The following is a 19,934-nucleotide window of genomic DNA, read 5'->3' as shown; positions in this document are numbered from 1 at the left end:
CAATGCAAGATTGATTAATGACGGTTAAACATGAAAGTTCAATCTCGTGTGATATTTAAACTTTATGTCCTGATTAGTAGCAATATGTGTCTTCTCATATTAAAACGATTCGAAATGGAAGGCTTCTTAAAATCATGAGGAAGCCTCTTTATTTCTGAGTCGTTTTGATTAATGAATGATCCAAATAAACAGAATGCGACCTTTTCTATGCTTCAGTTGGATTTTGCTTTTATTGAAAGGAAAGCTTATGCAACAGAGTAATGAGATTATGGGATTTATGCGGTTAGATCAGGTACTCAAGCTTATACCTGTCAGCAAAGCAACGTGGTGGAATGGATGTAAAACAGGTCGTTTTCCTAAACCTTACAAACTAGCTCCACGGATTACTGCTTGGAAAGCAAGCGATATTCAAACTTATATGAAGACATGCCAGCCGACTTCCGATTTACAAATCATTACTCGATGATTGGATAGATAACGAATCAATATAGTCAGCCCAATCTTGCATCATCTTTGCCCGCTCTGGTAAAAACTGAGCCCGATCATAGGCCTTGTCTACTTTGTTACGGGGCTGATGGGCAAGCTGTCGGTCAATGACTTCATGACGGTAATTAAGGTTTTCTTTAATGGTACTCATGGCCAACGCTCTAAACCCATGGCCCGTCATCGTCTTTTCATAACCTAGACGCCCCAAACCTTTTAAAACCGTATTATTGCTAATCGGCTTTCGGCTAGAAATGATACTCGGAAGAATATAGCCCTGATCTCCGTAACGCCTTTGTAGCTCTCTCAGAATTGACAGCACTTGTTTAGATAATGGAACTCGATGCGGTAGACGCATCTTCATACGTTCGGCAGGAATGTTCCAAACCTCTTTTTCAAGGTCAAATTCGTTCCAAGTAGCATTAATTAGTTCACTGGTTCGAACAAAGGTTAGAAGCATTAGCTTGATAGCCAAAATCGTTTGCCCAAATAAACGCGGCTCATTGCGGTCAATGGCTCTGAGAAGATCCGGCAGTTCATCGGAGCTAATGGCTGCAAAATGGCCTTTTCGATACTTCTTTAATGCTCCCTTCAAGTCAACTGTATTGTCACGTTCGGCTCGTCCAGTGATTACGGCATAACGCATGACCTGACCGATAATTTGAAGCATGCGATGGGCCAGATCATACCTTTCTCGCTCTTCCACTTTTTGGATGCACGCTAAGATATGCTGGACGGAAAGAGACGAGATTGGATACTTACCAATGAATGGGAAAGCATTATGCTTCAGGCGGCTAATCAGATGTTTGGCATGATTAGGAGACCAGAGGTGCAAATGACGCATATGCCATTCCGTCGCGACAAGTTCAAACGTCTGTTCCTGTTTAAAGCGAGCCAGTTTCTTGAGCTCCTGTTTTTGCAGAGATGGGTCTATGCCCTCAATGACCGATTGCTTGGCTAAATCACGTTTCTCACGGGCTTTTGACAAAGTAATGACTGGGTAAGGGCCAATGGTTAGTAGCTTCTCTTTTCCCAGAAAATAGTACCTCAGACGCCAAACCCGTTTGCCCGTAGGCATTACGTTCAGATATAAACCACCCGAATCAAATAAACGGTAAGCCTTTTCTTTCGGACGTGCCTGACGGCAATCTAAATCACACAGAGCCATGTTCCCCCCTTGCAAGCAGGGGTAAAATACTTTTGGCCTTCTTCTTACCCCGGAAAATACCCCGAAATGAAGTAGATGTGGTTAGACTTCATCAGAGCTGATGAGATAACTTTATCGAAAAAAGTGAGGTTTTTCAAGGATTTTTAGACTTCATCTGACTTAGTCAGACGATAAATTGGTGGGCGGTGAGGGATTCGAAGGGATTAAATAAGCAATTGTTTAATAATAAATTATTTAGTTATCGGATAACCTATACCCTGATTTATACCCTAAAATGTAACATACCACATTAGACAAACAATAGTTGATTATACGTAAAATGAAGACCATTCCATTGGCAATGATCCACAACGATAAAAGATTTAGTTGTTCTATAGTTCAGCTACCTCTTTTCAAAATTTTGGACAAAACTGCATTTTGCTTTTTTTACCAGCTTTGCCATCCGTAGATCCCATCAGTATGTTTGTTCTCTAGTGTTCTCTTTTCATCGCAGTGTATATACCCTAAGAAACCTCTCGACCTGTTAGCGGATATTTAGCAGATATATGGATACATACTTATGCCAAAGCTGGCCATGGTAATTTCTTTCAATGTCGGCGTGCGTAAACTTTTGTAAATTGATTTCTGAACCAGATTTCATTCGATACCCAAACTTGCACTTGCGAATCCATCAACGTCGATGCGTCCATTATCAGACGAAGCCGAGAAGACAATCATCAATCGGTGGGCACCTAAAACCGGTATATTGAAGTCGTTTCGTAGCACTTTCATGAAGGATGGATATGTATTAGCAGGTTTTTGCATAACAATTTCTGCACCTGGTAGCCTTGCAAAGGAGATACCGTCAATTGAATAATATACCCTAACGTAGATATTTAGATTGCCGGAAGGAATTGCTCCAGTAAAGCTGAAGAAGGTTGCAATATTTCTCAATACACCGTTAATCGGCATAATCACCGCATGATTGATATTGGTACCTTGTCTACTTACAATATCAATCGTCGGATTTCTAACGTCGATCTCGCCAACAGAATTGCTAAAGCCTATTATACTACCAAAGTGCTCCACGCCAGACCGCTCAGGAATCATTCTAATCGGGACTCCTGACGTAAATGCCACAATAGACATCGATTTAGCCGGAATTTCACCAATGCTAGACAATCTAACCCAAGTGTTATTTTGTCGCAAATAAAGGCCCGTTGGATTATCGGTTTGATAAACCAATAGACCATCGTTGGGATTTTGAATAGCTATCCTCTGGCTAGATATCATCCTGGGAGGGAGAAATCCCTTGTTTGAAGACGTGACATCAAGCTGTGCACTAGGATGAGGCGTTGTCGTTCCTATACCAACTTGTGCCTTGGCAAAAACAACAATGAAAAGGAGCGATAATGATAGGGTGAATGAGACCGAATTTTTCATTTGAGGTGTTTAAGTACACTTGTTCAACAGTCTAAGTATCGATCATTACCAGACCAGTCGTTTTTATAAATGATAAAATCTTAGTGTTCTGAGATCAGTCTTGTCAGACTATTTTTATCCTTTTGAACGTGAGAGGCCAAACCCGGAATAAATAGCCATTATCTATATTCCATGCCCCAATCCGCTCCCTGGTCTTCAACGGTTTGATTAGTTAGCAATTACATTAATAGTCGAAAGTCATTCAATACCTGTTTATGGGTAAGTATATCCAATGAAGTAAGACATGGAGCTTTCATGAATTGAATTAAATATAAGAAAGGGTAGTCCTATTAAACCATTCCAAAGACCGGCTAATTATAGATTGATTGTCAAAAATGTCTTTGAAGTGTGCTTCTACCGTAATGGATGCTAACTGATTCCTTACGTCAGCAATTTGTCCGTCCTTTACCCGTGTTTCAAAAACAATAAGCTGAGCATTGGGTAAGATGATTTTCTGAATGGAGCCACCGACGCTGATGCTGGTATAAGAATAAGCGTCTAGTTCTAGGTAATCTCTAATTACCCCTTTTATACTCCTTCTCTGCAACGGCGTTCGATGACACCCCGAAAGTTGCAAACAACTCCGGTACACCCTGGATTTCATCCAAAATAATGAGCTGTCCTTTGTGCCATTTGAAATAAGTCTCGGGTTCCTATAATTTGGCTAGATCCATAGGAGTCTCTAGATCTAAATAGATGGGATTAGGTCTAATAGCTGTGGCAATGGTTTCAGCTAATGTCGTTTTACCCACTTGACGAGGGCCAAGAACGGCAACGGCTGGAAACTCTTCCAGAAGTTGAGCGATTTCAGTTTGAGCTTTACGAATGATCATCGTTGTAAAAGAGGTACTCTGCTGGAAGATAAACCCATGAGAGATTTAGACTGTTTCGCAATGAGTTGACTTTCTTTTTCATGATCTTACTAGGTAGATTATTTATCAAATCTTTAAAAATTTAAAGGAGTAAGTAATCCGAATTGATAACCTAAGTATATGAATTGATATATATATTAACAGTCATTGAGTTTATCCCCAAAACTACCCAAGCAAAATAGCATCAAGTAATTCATGTAGTAATTTTTATTACTACTCTCACTTAATTAGGATTATAATTTAAAATATGCTAAAGAAACCCAGTATACTGTATATCTAATGTATTTTATAGACATATCTATCTGCTTTTGTATTTGATGATTCATCTATTGAACTATAGGTGGCAATAAGTATTTCAAATAATGGCTGTTTTATTTCTTGGATTAATTGATATTTATGCTCATTTATATAAATATTTATTTTAATAAACTAAAAGCTTTTTTATAAACAGAATATTCCTATAATTGCCTATTTTAATAATTTATTTTTAAAATAAAAAAAGTCACTTAATGATCAATCCTTAAAATATTATCAAAAATTAATATTTTTATTCCATAGACATTCATTCCGTTAATAGTATTAAAGAGAGATGAATAATACTTAATTGAAATGGTTCTTATTGATCTAAATTTTTCCAACAATTAATCGCGTTACTGCATTTTCGTTAGTCACTGCTTACTAAAATACCTTGCATAAATTATTAAAACATACTCTGTTTTTAGGCAGATCTGTTAAAAACCCAAATAGTCTATTACATTAATTTTTATTCACTACCCACGCCTAAGATGACTGAACAGCAGAAAATTCTTCGTGTTTTTAAATTGATCAGGCTGTTGAAAGAGCGTCCAGGTAGAACCATTGGACAACTGGCTCAAGCTCTGGAAACTACTGCTAGATCGGTCTATCGATATTTAAACTTATTAGAGTCTATCGGCTATGCAGTAGATCACGATGGAAAACCACCCCGCTATTTCATTTTTGAAGATGAAAGCCTCCGCCAACCACATTTCACTGAGGAAGAAGCTCAGTTAATTCGACAGGCTATGGCCGGGATTATTCCAACCCATCCACTGTTAGCGGGCATCCAGCAAAAGCTTTTTCTTGCTTCGACATTACAACCCCTAACGGATGGCGTAGTAGATCTGCACCAGGGAAAGATTGTCCAAAAACTGGGAGAAGCCATTCGCGAACGGCAGCAGGTACAATTGATTCAATACCAATCGGCTAACTCCAATACCATCTCGAATCGAATCGTCGAGCCGCTGTCGTTTACCGAAGATTTCAGCGTATTGTACGCCTACGAATTAGTGACTGGGCAAGAGAAGACCTTTAAAACACGACGGATCGAAGATGTAATAATGTTGGATAAACCCTGCCATTATCGTAGCCATGGCGAGCCGGTGGATTTGTTCGACTGGACGGGGCCAGAAAAAATTGCGGTCGAATTAGCACTCACTCAACGAGCCTATCATCTGTTGCTTGAAGATTACCCCTCCGCAAAGGCCTATGTGGGGAAGAATAATCAGGCTGACTTTCCCTATTTCTTTAAAGCCGAAGTTCGTGACTTTCGCGGGGTGGGCCGGTACATTTTGGGCCTACCTGGCGAAATACGGGTGGAAGCTCCGGAGGAATTGAGGGGATATTTGAGGGGGAGGATTCGGGAATTTGTTCTATAGTGTGTTGATAATTAGTTACTTGTAAATTAAATAGCGATTTATTATGAAGTATACTGCCTTATGTACAATCTTTGCCAACCCTATACATGATCCATTCAAAGATGGATTGAAACATGAAATGTGGGGTGAATATGGCATAATGTCTCCAAAAGAAGATGGATTGAATATGCTGTTTCATTATTAGTAAATTATTTTAATGAAGTGTGGGGTGAATTAAAGAGGGGTATTATTTTTTGTATTTTAGTTATTTTTTCTAATTATAGTTCTTATGTTTGCTGGTGTAAAACATAAGAAGCCGTGCTACTTACTGAGTTTCCTAGGCACAGGTAAGTTAGCAACGGCTTCTAAATAGTTGACTGTGAGTTAAACAATCAAGCAATCTTATGACAAAGATACAAACTCCTAGATGCTCCGGCAAAGAACCGGATTTATTGTTTTTCCAGCCATTATCTCACAGATGCCGCTGGTGTATTTTTCCTACAGCTCTTGAGGATGGATGGTGTGACCTATGTTGCATGCAAGTAACAGCAGAAGATCTATAAAATCCGTTTTTATCAATCTTAAGATGGTTGCTGACTCATCAGCAGAACCTAAAAAGTAGCTATAAAGTCAGCCAACCATCCAAGCTAGCGGCAAAGGCTTTTACAGAAGAAACTTCGAATTACTGAGCCCTCATTTAAAGAGAGATAACCACATCATAGTCAAAATAAATTATAATGACATAGAGTTCCTGCGACAGAAGTTGTCACAGACGAAAATTTACTTTGCTGATACTAAAATGACGACGGTGATATGCAAGATAAAGCGATAGCTGCTATTGGGCGGTTAGCTCTTCAAAAAGGAAGCCAGTCTGAGCCGTATTTGCTGTACGTACAGAATATGTTTCCAAGTGTCAACTACGACATGATTCTGTCAAAGTTTTCTCTTTTTAAGGGGGAAGATCAATTAAGCTGCGAGTTCGCTGGTGTTGACGTAGAAAAGGTAAGTGAAACGACTTATTCTAAATATCTCTACCGCGGCGGCTCTCCACGTGGTGGAGATGTCACGTTTACAACAAAATCCGGGGATTTAGCCAAAAAGTTGAATACGCTGCTGACGGTTCAGCTAAAAAACGTTATTACTCTCTGTCGATCTACCGGATCAGCCAGCGATTTAGCATTATTATTGGCTTTGCAACAACGGTTGACGGAAGATTATACTCAGGTTCTGTCTGAATTACAAGATGTTTACGGTCAATTAGACAAGAAACGCCAGCAATCGTCGGGATTTAGTATCTGTTTCGAGTATGAGGGAAAGCGGTTGTATTTGGCAGACTTCTCAATTTTTCAACATCAGGTTTTGCTCAGCGGTACGTCAGGTAAATCAGAGAAGTATGGCGTTACGTCGCAGGGAAAAGATCAATTTTGTTCGGTATGCCTTCAGAAAAAACCGTTACTCCACGGTTTTGCTTCACCTTTTAAATATGCGACCGTCGATAAACCTGGCATGGTCAGCGGTTTTTTTGATCAGCGTGGTAACTGGAAGAATTATCCAATCTGTTCTGACTGTTCGCTGGAGTTCGAATACGGTCAAAAATATGTATCTCAGAAGCTAAGAAAATATTTTTACGGTAGCAGCTATTTTGCCATCCCCAAAACAGTTCTTGGAAACGATAAAAAAGGACTCGATCAAGCATTAAATCTGCTTACTGGATTAGAGTTTCAATTAGATGAAGCTGAAAAGGAGAGACGTGTTGAAGATAGGATAATGCAGGAAATTGGTAAGGAAACTAATTATTTTACACTAAATCTACTTTTCTTTGATGAAAATCCGACGACCAAAGCAATTAAGATTAAACTTCTGCTAGAAGAGATTTTACCTTCACGTTTTCGGAAACTTTTCTCGGATACGCCCGCAAAAGTCAACCCGAACAGTTTATATAAAGCGGCTTATCGAATTAAAAAAGAACCGTATGATCTTAAGTTTTCGTTTGGTCTGTTTAAACAATTTTACGAGGACGATTTTTATAGCATTGTTAACGACGTGTTTGTCGGTAGACCAATTAACAAACAGACGCTTTATAGCCGCTTCATGGCTCAGATTCGGGCCAACTATAACAAAGCACAAATCTCGGATAGTTACGTTGAGCCTGCTGGGCTCACGATTTTGAAAGCACACTTATTACTTAACTACCTTGCTGATTTATCGCTAATTACTGTAAACCCAATTACTATGATTCAAAATGAAAATTTAATTGATGAGGAAGCCAAAGTTGAGCAAAAGTACGGGCGGGCATTTGACGAAGTACTATTTCAGCAATTCGTAGCCAACAATACAAATTTTCTGGATGACAATTATAAGGTCGGCATTTTTGCCGTCGGTGTACTCGTACGCCTATTGCTTAATATTCAGCAAAGAGATCTAGGAGGTACACCTTTTGAAAAAAAGCTAAAAGGGTATAAGCTCGATCCCGCAACACTGAAAACGGTTTATCTGGAAACCGTAGCTAAGCTAGCACAGTATAGGGATTATGGTCGACGCTATGAATCATTAAGTCGTATTATTAGCGAGTATTTCATATTAAACAGTCATCAATTACACACTATTTCTAATAATGAACTGTCCTTTTATTTCGTAGCAGGTTTAGAAATGGCTTACCGCTTCCGCATTGAAAATTCTCAGACTAATGAAACAAAAGTTAACAACTAATAACGATGGCAAACCCACTTACCAATCGCACGGAAATTCTTTTTCTCTATGAAATTGAAAATGCCAACCCTAATGGAGATCCGCTCAATGAGAATCGTCCTCGCTATGATTCAGAAGAAAATCGAGTGCTCGTATCAGATGTACGTTTAAAACGAACCGTTCGTGATTATTGGTACGAATATAAAGGATACAATGGTACTAATGGCAAAGACATTTTTGTTCGGGAAACGACTTATCAGGATGGCGATAAAACATACATTGTAGATGGCAAACGCCGGGCCAAAGCTTTCCAGGAGAAACGTGAAACTGTTCTTGAACAATGTATTGATGTACGTACGTTTGGTGGCGTTTTGCCGCTAGATAAGGATTCGATTACGCTGGTCGGTCCTACCCAGTTTCAAATGGGCAAGTCGCTCAACAAAACTGAAATTGTGACGGAGCAAGGCACGGGTGCCTTTGCCTCGGGTGATAAAAAAGGACAGGCTACTTTCCGCACAGAGTACAAGATTCCTTATGCACTTATCGGGTTTAATGGTATTATCAACGAAAAAGCGGCTGCCTATTCCCAGATGACCGTTGCAGACAAAGAATTGCTACTCCAGGGAATTTGGGAGGGTACGAAAAACCTAATTTCTCGCTCGAAGTTTGGACAAACACCTCTACTGTTGCTAACGGTGGACTATAACGAGCCTTTCTACATTGGTGGACTGCGGCAGCGGCTAAAACTCACCTCATCCAAAAATGAGATGCAACTTCGGAGTACAGACGACTACATATTAGACGTGAGTGAACTAATAGCTGAGTTGATCCGTAACAAGAGCAAAATCGCTGCTGTACATGTGCGGATTGACCCTCGTTTAAAAACGACAACTTCCCTGAACAATGGACCGTTAATCTTATGAGCAATCGGCTAATCGTCTTTGAGTTATCAGGAGAATACGGCCACTTTCGTAAGTTTAACACCACCACGTCTCCTTTGACGTATCCTATTCCAACCCGAACTGCGTTGACTGGGTTGTTAGGGGCTGTATTGGGTGTTGAACGCGAAATAGCTCCAGGTCGCTTTCTAGATGGTATAATACCTGTTAACGAACTCTTTGCCAGCTCAATCTGTGGGCTGGCAGTACAGTTGCTGGCTCCCGTAAGAAAAGTAAACATTGGTTTCAACTTGTTAGATACGGGTAATTCATTTTTTGAAATAAAGAAAAGCGGACGTACTCAAATTGAGTTTGAGTTACTTAAAGACCCGAGATTTCGTGTGTTTGTACATCATCAGGAGGCATCTGTGTTCGATAGTTTATGGAAAAAACTATCGAACACAAGTCATCATTTTACGCCTTACTTAGGTCTTAGTCAGTTTACGGCAACGCTGACGAATGCAACCCAGTGTACCATGGTAGAACGTTCGGGTAGTGGGTCAACTATCCCTATTAAGTCCGCAGTCAATCTATCAGAAATCAATGCTTATCCGCCCATTGAATTCGATCAGAACGCACACTATTACGTGGAAACAATGCCTCTTGAACTCTCTCGTGATCGGGTAGTGACGCGGTATGGCGAGATACTTATAAACGCAGATGGTGATATAGCACCAGTTTATGCAAATCACTGGTTTGAAACATCCGACTTCGGCAATATCCTGTTTTTGTAATGCTCTATTCACATCCTGGTGTTCCGTTGATTGACCACCTGCGGAAAGTAGCCGTATCATGTCGTCAGTTATTGAAGGACCGTATCACCGGCTTTGGACTTCCCGATGGGCTGCTTTCGGACTTGGGTTATCTAGCTGGTGTTACTCACGATGTGGCAAAAGGCACTCGTTACTTTCAGCACTACCTGTTATCGCCAAATCACGAGGTTATTGGTCCGAAAGAACACGCTCTTTTGTCTTCTTTATTAACAAAAATGGTTGTAGAGCAATATCTGACTAGGTTTGACCTTGATGATACTGATCGGCAGTTACTACCGTACCTCGTTTTCACAGCCATTAAACGGCATCACGGTAACCTCAAGGATTTCACAAAAGAACTTTTCTTGGAAGAGAAAGCTGATATTCTGTCCGAACAAATTGAGGTATTTGATGAGCCAGCAATTCAGGACATTTTGAATAAGTTGTTGGAGGTAGTGGATTTTCAATTTGACTGGTCAAGGTTCAAGACGTACGTGCAGGAGAAGACGTATCTGGACGAATACGCCAATTTTTCTTTTGACTTTTTTGATCTCGGTGATTATAAAGATTTGCCAACAGAAACGAAAAATCGTTATTTCTACTGGCATCAGTTGTTTTATGGAACACTGCTTCTGTCAGATAAGTCAGACGTTATTTTGAAAGGACTTGAAGCTCCACTGGCAACTCAGCCAGCTCTTAAGTCTCTAGCATCTTTTCGACAGAAGCACGGCTTTGACAGGCCGAAAACCAGTCTTGATGAATTGAAGAATCAGGCATATCATGATACACTGAGAGAATTGGATACTGTTTTTCGTACGGACCAGCATCTTTATTCGATTACTTTGCCAACAGGGTTAGGTAAAACGTTAACGTCATTAGCCACGGGTATCGCCATTCAGCAAAAGCTTGGCTTATTGGCGGGGCGGCTGATTATTACGATTCCTTTTACGTCGATTATTGATCAGAACTATGCTGTCTTTCAGGAGGTATTTGATAACCCTCCGTCCAATGTCTTGCTGAAGCATCACCACTTAGCCGAACCAGCATATAAGGTTGAGAATGATACGTTTGATCAGGATAAAAGTCAGTTTCTGATTGAAACTTGGCAATCGAGCATTGTGGTTACTACGTTCGTTCAGTTATTAGAATCACTATTTTCCAACGATAAAACCAAGTTGCTTAAACTGCCTAATCTGGCTAATTCAGTTATTATTCTGGACGAAGTACAACAGGTAAAGTATGAATTATGGCCGTTAATCCGTCAAGCTTTTATGACGCTAGGTAAGCGGTATAATTGTTATTTTATTTTGATGTCGGCAACTCAACCGTTGATATTCAAGCCAGAAGAAGAAATTAAGGAATTAGTACCCAATTACCGAGCATACTTCAAGAGTCCGCATTTTAATCGTACGAAACTCATTAATCGTACTGAAAAAGAAGTCAGCTTCGCCGAGTTCCAGCAAGATGTTATTACGTATTGTAGAAATCATTCTAACAAGAATGTATTGGTTATTCTAAATACAAAACAAGCCACTTTAGATTGCTTCAAAGCTATAGCGAACTCGTTAGACGAGGAGACAGCAGACGTATATTACCTTACAACACTCATCACTCCTTACGAACGGAAACGTATTATTGATCGTATCAAAACGTACAAAGGCTCAAAGCAACAAGTAATTATTTCTACGGCATTGATCGAAGCAGGGGTTGATGTATCTGTGCATACTGTCTTTCGGGTGTTGGCACCTTTGGACTCAATTATTCAGGCTGCCGGGCGAGCCAATCGGTATAATGAAAAAGGAGTAATCAGCGAAGTCTTTTTATATGCTATTACTGAGCATCGTAGAGCTAGCGGTATGGTTTACGGTGGTGATCTGCTTGTTAAAACAGGTAATGTGTTGAAAGGCGTTTCCGAAATTGACGAACATGGCTATTTATTTTTAATCGAAGCCTATTTCAACGAAGTTAGAAAGCAAGCCGATGTACTCATTTCCCCAGAGTTAACTGCCTTACAGGCATTAGACTTCGAACAAGTAGGAGCGTTTGAATTTGTAGAAGAGCGTAATACGGAATCCGTATATGTGCAGCTAAATGAGGAAGCTAAGCAACTTTGGGAGCAATATGTCGCTATAAGTGAACGCAAAGACCTGAAACCATACGAACGTAAGCGGGAGTTTTCCCTAATTAAAGCTCGCTTTTACGACTATGTAGTCAATGTTCCGGTCCCATTTGGTCTGAAAAGTATCGTCTTCGATAGCGAGAAGGATCATTTCTTCTATATCTCGCATCTGACAAATCCATCCCGATGTTATCAATATGCAGGTGAGGATTACAGGAGTAATACAGGCTACACTGCAATCTATCAACCTTTAACTGTATCCCATTAAATATTCACATGTCTATCCAAACCCACCTCTCCCTCACTACCATCACTTTTCCCGAGATTGCCCTGCGTACGCGAGATGGGCACAAACTTAGGGGCTATTTCGGGGAGTTGTTCCGGGAACATTCTACCCTGCTCCACAATCACTACGAAGACGGTACTTTGCGGTATGCCTATCCGCTGGTGCAGTATAAGGTACTTGGGAAATTACCTACACTGTTGGGTCTCAAAGAAGGAGCTACTCTGCTCGCTCAACTCTTTCTCCAAATCCGGGAGCTGAACCTCGACGGCGAACGGATTCCTGTCCTAAGCAAACATATTCATCACCAACAGGTTTTGGTTGGTTTGAGTGACGAGCTGCACCGCTACCGATTCGAAACACTCTGGATGGCCCTCAATCAGGATAACCACCGTGACTATCGTACCCGCAACCTCAGCGAACAGCAAGCTCAGCTTAAACGCGTGCTAACCAGCCAGATTCTGATGGTTTTCAAGGATGTTGGTCTGTGGTTGGAACCTAATGACCGCATCCTATTGCATCTGGACGTTACTGAAAGAACCACCCAGTTCAAGAATCAGACCATGTTGGCGTTTACCGGTCATTTTACTACCAACGCTCTTTTGCCGGATGGGCTGGGGCTGGGCAAGCAGGTAGCCAGAGGATTTGGAGCTGTAAGAAGAATTACGAATGAGCGAGTGGATGTATGATCTACTATCGCCCAAAGTTATCGTATCATTCATTCAACCTTGAACAACCATGCAACTTCATATTAATACCTATGGCACTTATGTCCACGTTCGGGATCAGATGTTTGAGGTCCGTCGCAAGCTGGAAAGTGGTGAGATTGATAAAAAACCGTATTCACCCCAAAAAGTGACGCATATTATCATGGCCACAGGTACCATGCTTAGTACCGACGCCATTAAACTGGCCATGCAAAACAACGTTGATATTGTCTTCGTAGAGCAGGATGGCGAACCCCTCGGACGGGTATGGCATTCTAAGCTAGGTAGCACTACCAAAATTCGGAAAGCACAGTTGGAGGCCAGTTTATCAGCCGTCGGGGTTCGGTGGGTCAAAAGCTGGCTATTAACCAAAATGGATAATCAGCTTCAGTTTATAAAAGATCTCAAGAAACACCGCCCGCAACATGCGGATTTTCTAAACGATAAGCTAACGCGTATGGAAGCCCTGTGCGTGTCGGTCCACACCCTAGAAGCCAGTCGGGTCACCGAAATTGCTGATACGTTACGTGGGTTAGAAGGAACGGCGGGACGATTGTACTTCGAAACGCTAAGTTATGTATTACCCAAAGAGTATCAGTTCAGTGGCCGTAGTAATCGCCCCGCTCGGGATGCCTTTAACGCCTTTCTCAATTATGCGTACGGAATTCTCTACAGTAAAACTGAGAAGAGCCTCATCATTGCGGGTATTGATCCATACGTGGGTTTTCTGCACCGCGACGATTATAACCAGTTGAGTATGGTTTATGATTTCATTGAGCCTTATCGCATTTACGCTGATGAGGTGGTGTTCCGACTATTTTCGGCCAAGAAAGTGAATAAGGCCCATACCAGTCCTCTGGTAAATCGTAATGGAGAAGCCGGTGCTACCTTGAACGCGGAAGGGAAAGCCCTATTGGTCGGAGCATTCAACGAGTTCATGGACGGTGATCCTGTTCGGCACCGGGGGCGTAATTTGAAACGAAGTCAAATCCTTCAATCGGATGCCCATCAGTTTGCGAATGAACTGATTCAAAAGAATGAGCGGGCGAAAGAATAAAGCCTGATTTTTGTTTACGCTTTACCCCCTTCGTTAGTTACCACGTTCACTTCTTATCGATTCATTCTATTATGATTATTTGGGTACTTTACGATATTGAAAAAGACAAAGCCCGTACCAAGGCGGCTAAACTTTGCTTGCAAGCAGGGTTGTATCGGGTTCAATTTTCCTGTTTTCTGGGGACGCTGACTCCGAATGCTAAAGACACCTTACGACTTCAACTGGAAGAGATCATCAACGAAGAAAAAGACCGAGTGTATATCTTTCCCATGAGTAGGGACGAGTTGCAGCAGACCGACCTGCTCGGACAGGCTTTTGACAAGAAATTAGTAACTGATGAAATCCGAGCCTTATTCTTTTAGCCATGACCTTAACCCCTTCTCACCTGATTGAATATCTATTTTGTCCACGTTTCACGTATTTCGAGTATGTGTTGCAGATTCCTCAAAACGAGGAAAAAGACTATAAAGTCATGAGGGGTCGGCATCTGCACGATGAGCGATTAGAACAAAATAAGGATTATTTACGCCGACGGCTAGGTGTAGTGAACAAATACTTAGATCAATACTTGACCAATGACCATATTCGGGGCCGCATTGATGAGGTATTGGAGCTAGCCGATGGCACAATGGCTCCCCTGGACTATAAGTTTGCCGAGTATAAGGACCGGGTATATGAGACCTACCGCACACAATTATATTGTTATGCCTGGCTGATTAAAGAGAATTTTAGCCGGTCAGTGACTAGAGGTTATCTGGTTTACACCCGTAGTCGCAACAAAGTAGTAGAGGTGCCCATTGGTGAAGCGGAGATAAGTGAGATTCAAGTTGCCGCCGAGGCCATTTACCGCATCATTGATCAAAACTTTTATCCCAAAGGAACCAAGTATAAGGCTAGGTGTGTAACTTGTACCTACCGTAATGTTTGCATTCGTTAAGGGCTTTTCCGGGTGGTAATTTATTTAAAAGATAGCAAAAAGGGAGCATAAGTAGCTGTAAGCGAGAGAATTGTGTTTCCGGGAAAAGAGAAAAATTCAGGCCAAAAAACGTTGTTTGATGTATTGTGAAACAAAAATAGAGCGTGAGTATTTGGCAGGCAAGATGCTGTCTAATAGTAAATTATGGAGTGAGACGACTTTCAAAGTGCTATCCAAACGAAGTTGGATTGAAACACTACTTAATAAATAAATAAGGGTCGTCTAGGAATACTTTCAAAGTGCTATCCAAACGAAGTTGGATTGAAACTTGGCCCGATTTGCTGAAATGCGAGCCGAAAAGGAACTTTCAAAGTGCTATCCAAACGAAGTTGGATTGAAACTTTCGATTCCAAAATATCCACTCAATCCCGTTCTGACTTTCAAAGTGCTATCCAAACGAAGTTGGATTGAAACTAGACACGAAACGCGATTGGCTGAAAGCTAAACTCGCTTTCAAAGTGCTATCCAAACGAAGTTGGATTGAAACAAGTGCTCGACTCATACAAGGATCACAAGCGTAAAGACTTTCAAAGTGCTATCCAAACGAAGTTGGATTGAAACAAAGCCTTTTCAGTCATTCCCAAATGCTTCGCAAAACTTTCAAAGTGCTATCCAAACGAAGTTGGATTGAAACTACCTGAGCCTGCGGGATTACTTCCAGATTGCCGAAACTTTCAAAGTGCTATCCAAACGAAGTTGGATTGAAACTTTTGTTTTTGTAGCCCTCCCCGAATGCCTGAGCGACTTTCAAAGTGCTATCCAAACGAAGTTGGATTGAAACTTGTAAAATAGAATACTTTCAGACGAGTCATTTTTCCTTTCAAAGTGCTATCCAAACGAAGTTGGATTGAAACTCAAGACACTGCCAGTATACACGGGCCTGACTACGGCTTTCAAAGTGCTATCCAAACGAAGTTGGATTGAAACAATCCACAAACGACTCGCAATCGTAAAAGCCATGAACTTTCAAAGTGCTATCCAAACGAAGTTGGATTGAAACAATCATCAGCTATAGATGAAATAAATACTACATTACTTTCAAAGTGCTATCCAAACGAAGTTGGATTGAAACCAGTCATTCGGTCAACGATTCACGTCTGGACCGATACTTTCAAAGTGCTATCCAAACGAAGTTGGATTGAAACTAACCCTTACCAGTCTTTCCACCAGTAGCACAAGACACTTTCAAAGTGCTATCCAAACGAAGTTGGATTGAAACTGACTACTATTATTGTTATTATTATTAAATCTACGTCTTTCAAAGTGCTATCCAAACGAAGTTGGATTGAAACCAGGTACGCTTACTCAGAATCTCGACCTAAGTAATTCTTTCAAAGTGCTATCCAAACGAAGTTGGATTGAAACCTGCTGGGAAACTTAAGTCCAGGCTCGCGGATCCGGCTTTCAAAGTGCTATCCAAACGAAGTTGGATTGAAACGCAAGTAATCCAGCAGCGGTCGCGTCCTTGTGATGACCTTTCAAAGTGCTATCCAAACGAAGTTGGATTGAAACAAAGAGCAGCACTTCCCGAAGTATTGCCTCGGAGCGTCTTTCAAAGTGCTATCCAAACGAAGTTGGATTGAAACGTTAGATCTGCCATTTCGTGTTCCAGCTTCCCGAGTTCTTTCAAAGTGCTATCCAAACGAAGTTGGATTGAAACTCGTACTTAGCTTCACTGGCATGAGCTTCGATGTATTCGACTTTCAAAGTGCTATCCAAACGAAGTTGGATTGAAACATCATATCGACCACGCCGCCGCCAACTCCGTCTTCACTTTCAAAGTGCTATCCAAACGAAGTTGGATTGAAACAGCATGCAATTTACTTCCTTATTGGAACGGAGGGGTCTTTCAAAGTGCTATCCAAACGAAGTTGGATTGAAACTACTTAGATCGGTATAAAACCATCGACGCGGCGGGTCTTTCAAAGTGCTATCCAAACGAAGTTGGATTGAAACCACCTGGAAGCGGAAGTAATTACTTACGATTCCCTGCTTTCAAAGTGCTATCCAAACGAAGTTGGATTGAAACATTTCAGTTACTAAGAGGTTAAGTTTCTTATCTTCACTTTCAAAGTGCTATCCAAACGAAGTTGGATTGAAACTTGATTTTCAAGCACCCCTTTCACCTTCAAGGCGAAACTTTCAAAGTGCTATCCAAACGAAGTTGGATTGAAACACAAAGGTAGAAGCCGTTGAAGACCGTACCTCGGTCTCTTTCAAAGTGCTATCCAAACGAAGTTGGATTGAAACAAGACTCGGGCCTGGGTGTCGTTAATGTTCTGTACCCTTTCAAAGTGCTATCCAAACGAAGTTGGATTGAAACCTTGAGATAACTCAGCGACCCGCCGTAATCGTAGCCTTTCAAAGTGCTATCCAAACGAAGTTGGATTGAAACTACCGTTTCAAATGACATAGGCACATCGTTGGCTTCCTTTCAAAGTGCTATCCAAACGAAGTTGGATTGAAACTTCACAACGCCTGAGGGTAAAAACCCACCCAATCAAACTTTCAAAGTGCTATCCAAACGAAGTTGGATTGAAACTAAATCAGGTGCCCTACTCTACGTATGGTCTTAGCCTTTCAAAGTGCTATCCAAACGAAGTTGGATTGAAACGATAGCCTTAGCCGCAAATTCGCACGGACAGACTCTACTTTCAAAGTGCTATCCAAACGAAGTTGGATTGAAACGCCTGAAACCAACTCTCTATAACCGATTGCTGACTACTTTCAAAGTGCTATCCAAACGAAGTTGGATTGAAACCCGTCGGGGTTCTCATTGGTTTGCTGGCCCATTAACCTTTCAAAGTGCTATCCAAACGAAGTTGGATTGAAACTAGAGTTAACCCCTAACGATCGAAGTAATCTAGTATCTTTCAAAGTGCTATCCAAACGAAGTTGGATTGAAACTTTCGTTATTCAGGCTAATTAATTGCGTGTTGCAATACTTTCAAAGTGCTATCCAAACGAAGTTGGATTGAAACCTATTTCGGTCTAATCGTTCTAGGCGTCCCCTGGCAACTTTCAAAGTGCTATCCAAACGAAGTTGGATTGAAACATATTGATCACCGGGAGCGTACCAGCCCGTACCGTCCTTTCAAAGTGCTATCCAAACGAAGTTGGATTGAAACAGTAATCAATATCAAAGTGTCGTATTAAAGTCAAACGCTTTCAAAGTGCTATCCAAACGAAGTTGGATTGAAACTTCCGTCGAAATCTTACCCGGCTCCTATCGTAAAAGCTTTCAAAGTGCTATCCAAACGAAGTTGGATTGAAACAGATAATAACGATCTTCGCTGAACTCACCGAATTCACTTTCAAAGTACTATCCAAACGAAGTTGGATTGAAACATTACGTACATACGTTTAGTAATAAGTTTAATATGCCTTTCAAAGTGCTATCCAAACGAAGTTGGATTGAAACCTTAATAAAATCAGATGAAAAATAAACCTCACTTCCTCTTTCAAAGTGCTATCCAAACGAAGTTGGATTGAAACCCTGGACGAAATTGGATTGTACGTGGCGGACATTAAACTTTCAAAGTGCTATCCAAACGAAGTTGGATTGAAACAAGAGTTTCTGAAGGCCTCCAATGGTCGCGGCTACTTCTTTCAAAGTGCTATCCAAACGAAGTTGGATTGAAACGTATCGACGGGAAGAATGGGGCCCGGCGTTGTCTTCCTTTCAAAGTGCTATCCAAACGAAGTTGGATTGTAAACTACGTTTTCGCAGCCGATGGAACTACTCTGGGCCAATGTGACCCAGTATATCTCTCTACATAGATTTTAAATAAGATGAGCACTTTAAGGTCACTGGTAGATTAAGTTCTGGAGTATATCTGAGATCTTTTAGAGTGTTTAGAAACCAAAGAGCTGGTAATTTTACTCGGCAACGTCCACATATATTTTGACAGCCCTAATGGCTCTCGTATTGATAAGGACTTTGTGATCCCTAATGGCAATTTTGATGATGCAAGAAAGTTGGGTTAGTTAGCTCAGTATAAAGATAACTGCCTGATATAAGCGGTTCTCTGTTCATTCGATATAAGGTTTCAACAGTTGTTCTTCATTCAGCTTTTTTTCGCCAAAATGGGTTTGCTTAGATTTATAGAATCGACCTTTGGAAAGTTCTTTAATCACCCCTTTTCGTTGCAAACATCCTAAGGCTTTACAACGATTTTGGTTGAGATAGTCATGCTTCTAAGCTAAGCTAACCTAATCAAAATAAATGTATTTGAAAGATGCGTTACGAAGGCTGGCTTTTATCGAGCATATGCCTTGAAAACCATTCAAGATCACGTTCGATTGTGATGAGATTATCGTAAATATCACGGCCTTCTACTTTTAGGCTAATAGAACTAAGCTGAGCACGCACTTTCTCGACTTCCATTTCATTTTCGTCTGTTGAAAAAATCGTTTCAAAGGCTGTTAGATATTTATTAGGAAGTACGACCCGCTTCACCTTTTCACTTACATGAATTCGAGAATAGGACTTAGAGTCAAGAGCCAAACAATCATCAATTCTAGTATAAGTTTGGCCATCCTTTGAAAAGATCATCCTTTCCAAAATCAATGGGCCTAAGCCATTATTGACAATATAGATACTAATTTTTCTGTCAAAATCTATAAGATCAATCTGACCAAGTGGTTTAACTGACTTTTCATTATGGACGCGTTGAAGGTAAAGTTGATAAACCGTCGCAGCCAGGGCCAACACCGAAATAACGACAGCTATATCAAATGACATATTCTCTTTATCCTCTTCTCATTAAGAAGTA

Annotated in this window: 14 protein-coding genes and 1 CRISPR repeat array; of the genes, 10 read left to right on the top strand and 4 right to left on the bottom strand. The window is 40.9% G+C overall.

The features are described 5' to 3' along the window. Positions 1–175: 175 nt before the first annotated feature. Positions 176–466 (top strand): AlpA family transcriptional regulator, encoded by a 291-nt coding sequence (locus tag QE390_RS03415; protein WP_307141104.1) that lies wholly within the window; start codon positions 176–178, stop codon positions 464–466. On the opposite strand, the gene QE390_RS03410 is transcribed toward QE390_RS03415, so the two are convergent. From QE390_RS03410 to QE390_RS03400, 3 genes are all read right to left on the bottom strand, one after another. After that, positions 446–1,651 carry an integrase arm-type DNA-binding domain-containing protein gene (locus tag QE390_RS03410; RefSeq protein WP_307141103.1) on the bottom strand — a complete coding sequence of 402 codons (1,206 nt, stop codon included), beginning with the start codon at positions 1,649–1,651 and terminating at the stop codon, positions 446–448. The two genes, QE390_RS03415 and QE390_RS03410, sit on opposite strands and share 21 nt — an antisense overlap. 636 nt (positions 1,652–2,287) lie before the next feature. Further along, on the bottom strand, positions 2,288–3,073 hold the full coding sequence (locus QE390_RS03405) for a hypothetical protein (RefSeq protein WP_307141102.1): 786 nt from the start codon (positions 3,071–3,073) through the stop codon (positions 2,288–2,290). Between the two features lie 692 nt (positions 3,074–3,765). After that, positions 3,766–3,945: an AAA family ATPase gene (locus QE390_RS03400; RefSeq protein ID WP_307141101.1), complete on the bottom strand. Its 180-nt coding sequence runs from the start codon at positions 3,943–3,945 to the stop codon at positions 3,766–3,768. An 824-nt stretch (positions 3,946–4,769) separates the two neighbouring features. Here QE390_RS03400 and QE390_RS03395 point away from each other — a divergent pair. From QE390_RS03395 to cas4, 9 genes are all read left to right on the top strand, one after another. Continuing rightward, positions 4,770–5,660 (top strand): YafY family protein, encoded by an 891-nt coding sequence (locus tag QE390_RS03395; protein ID WP_307141100.1) that lies wholly within the window; start codon positions 4,770–4,772, stop codon positions 5,658–5,660. Positions 5,661–6,452: 792 nt separating this feature from the next. Next, the gene (locus QE390_RS03390) at positions 6,453–8,348 is read left to right on the top strand and encodes a TIGR02556 family CRISPR-associated protein (protein ID WP_307141099.1); all 1,896 of its coding nucleotides are present in this window, start codon (positions 6,453–6,455) and stop codon (positions 8,346–8,348) included. 5 nt (positions 8,349–8,353) lie between these two features. Further along, a complete protein-coding gene (gene cas7b, locus QE390_RS03385; RefSeq protein WP_307141098.1) occupies positions 8,354–9,250 on the top strand; it encodes a type I-B CRISPR-associated protein Cas7/Csh2 in 897 nt (298 codons plus the stop codon). After that, positions 9,247–9,999, top strand: a complete 753-nt coding sequence (cas5b, locus tag QE390_RS03380; RefSeq protein WP_307141097.1) for a type I-B CRISPR-associated protein Cas5b — start codon at positions 9,247–9,249, stop codon at positions 9,997–9,999. Before cas7b ends, cas5b begins: the two co-directional genes overlap by 4 nt. Then, positions 9,999–12,404 (top strand): CRISPR-associated helicase Cas3', encoded by a 2,406-nt coding sequence (gene cas3 / locus QE390_RS03375; RefSeq protein WP_307141096.1) that lies wholly within the window; start codon positions 9,999–10,001, stop codon positions 12,402–12,404. The genes cas5b and cas3 overlap by 1 nt, the downstream gene beginning before the upstream one ends. A gap of 8 nt (positions 12,405–12,412) precedes the next feature. Next, positions 12,413–13,108: a CRISPR-associated endonuclease Cas6 gene (locus QE390_RS03370; RefSeq protein ID WP_307141095.1), complete on the top strand. Its 696-nt coding sequence runs from the start codon at positions 12,413–12,415 to the stop codon at positions 13,106–13,108. A 49-nt stretch (positions 13,109–13,157) separates the two neighbouring features. Beyond that, positions 13,158–14,183 (top strand): CRISPR-associated endonuclease Cas1, encoded by a 1,026-nt coding sequence (gene cas1, locus QE390_RS03365; protein ID WP_307141094.1) that lies wholly within the window; start codon positions 13,158–13,160, stop codon positions 14,181–14,183. Between the two features lie 71 nt (positions 14,184–14,254). Further along, complete coding sequence (gene cas2 / locus QE390_RS03360; protein WP_307141093.1) at positions 14,255–14,545, top strand: CRISPR-associated endonuclease Cas2; 291 nt, start codon at positions 14,255–14,257, stop codon at positions 14,543–14,545. 2 nt (positions 14,546–14,547) lie between these two features. After that, positions 14,548–15,120 carry a CRISPR-associated protein Cas4 gene (cas4, locus tag QE390_RS03355; protein ID WP_307141092.1) on the top strand — a complete coding sequence of 191 codons (573 nt, stop codon included), beginning with the start codon at positions 14,548–14,550 and terminating at the stop codon, positions 15,118–15,120. A gap of 197 nt (positions 15,121–15,317) precedes the next feature. Then, a CRISPR array of direct repeats spans positions 15,318–18,875; the repeat unit is 37 nt; unit sequence CTTTCAAAGTGCTATCCAAACGAAGTTGGATTGAAAC. 527 nt (positions 18,876–19,402) lie between these two features. Here cas4 and QE390_RS03350 read toward each other — a convergent pair. Next, positions 19,403–19,903, bottom strand: a complete 501-nt coding sequence (locus tag QE390_RS03350) for a hypothetical protein (protein ID WP_307141091.1) — start codon at positions 19,901–19,903, stop codon at positions 19,403–19,405. Positions 19,904–19,934 lie beyond the last annotated feature (31 nt).

Origin of the sequence: Siphonobacter sp. SORGH_AS_1065 (assembly GCF_030818595.1) — a bacterium.
Lineage (GTDB): Bacteria > Bacteroidota > Bacteroidia > Cytophagales > Spirosomataceae > Siphonobacter.
Note: the sequence above shows the minus strand (reverse complement) of the source record. Positions and strands in the feature narration are given on the sequence as shown.

What these genes read in the sequence shown, in the direction of transcription:
- QE390_RS03400 (WP_307141101.1), bottom strand. Translation starts at nt 3,945, where the DNA reads ATGATCATTCGTAAAGCTCAAACTGAAATCGCTCAACTTCTGGAAGAG.
- cas1 (WP_307141094.1), top strand. Translation starts at nt 13,158, where the DNA reads ATGCAACTTCATATTAATACCTATGGCACTTATGTCCACGTTCGGGAT.
- QE390_RS03415 (WP_307141104.1), top strand. Translation starts at nt 176, where the DNA reads ATGATCCAAATAAACAGAATGCGACCTTTTCTATGCTTCAGTTGGATT.
- cas5b (WP_307141097.1), top strand. Translation starts at nt 9,247, where the DNA reads ATGAGCAATCGGCTAATCGTCTTTGAGTTATCAGGAGAATACGGCCAC.
- cas3 (WP_307141096.1), top strand. Translation starts at nt 9,999, where the DNA reads ATGCTCTATTCACATCCTGGTGTTCCGTTGATTGACCACCTGCGGAAA.
- QE390_RS03370 (WP_307141095.1), top strand. Translation starts at nt 12,413, where the DNA reads ATGTCTATCCAAACCCACCTCTCCCTCACTACCATCACTTTTCCCGAG.
- cas7b (WP_307141098.1), top strand. Translation starts at nt 8,354, where the DNA reads ATGGCAAACCCACTTACCAATCGCACGGAAATTCTTTTTCTCTATGAA.
- cas2 (WP_307141093.1), top strand. Translation starts at nt 14,255, where the DNA reads ATGATTATTTGGGTACTTTACGATATTGAAAAAGACAAAGCCCGTACC.
- cas4 (WP_307141092.1), top strand. Translation starts at nt 14,548, where the DNA reads ATGACCTTAACCCCTTCTCACCTGATTGAATATCTATTTTGTCCACGT.
- QE390_RS03350 (WP_307141091.1), bottom strand. Translation starts at nt 19,903, where the DNA reads ATGTCATTTGATATAGCTGTCGTTATTTCGGTGTTGGCCCTGGCTGCG.
- QE390_RS03410 (WP_307141103.1), bottom strand. Translation starts at nt 1,651, where the DNA reads ATGGCTCTGTGTGATTTAGATTGCCGTCAGGCACGTCCGAAAGAAAAG.
- QE390_RS03395 (WP_307141100.1), top strand. Translation starts at nt 4,770, where the DNA reads ATGACTGAACAGCAGAAAATTCTTCGTGTTTTTAAATTGATCAGGCTG.
- QE390_RS03405 (WP_307141102.1), bottom strand. Translation starts at nt 3,073, where the DNA reads ATGAAAAATTCGGTCTCATTCACCCTATCATTATCGCTCCTTTTCATT.
- QE390_RS03390 (WP_307141099.1), top strand. Translation starts at nt 6,453, where the DNA reads ATGCAAGATAAAGCGATAGCTGCTATTGGGCGGTTAGCTCTTCAAAAA.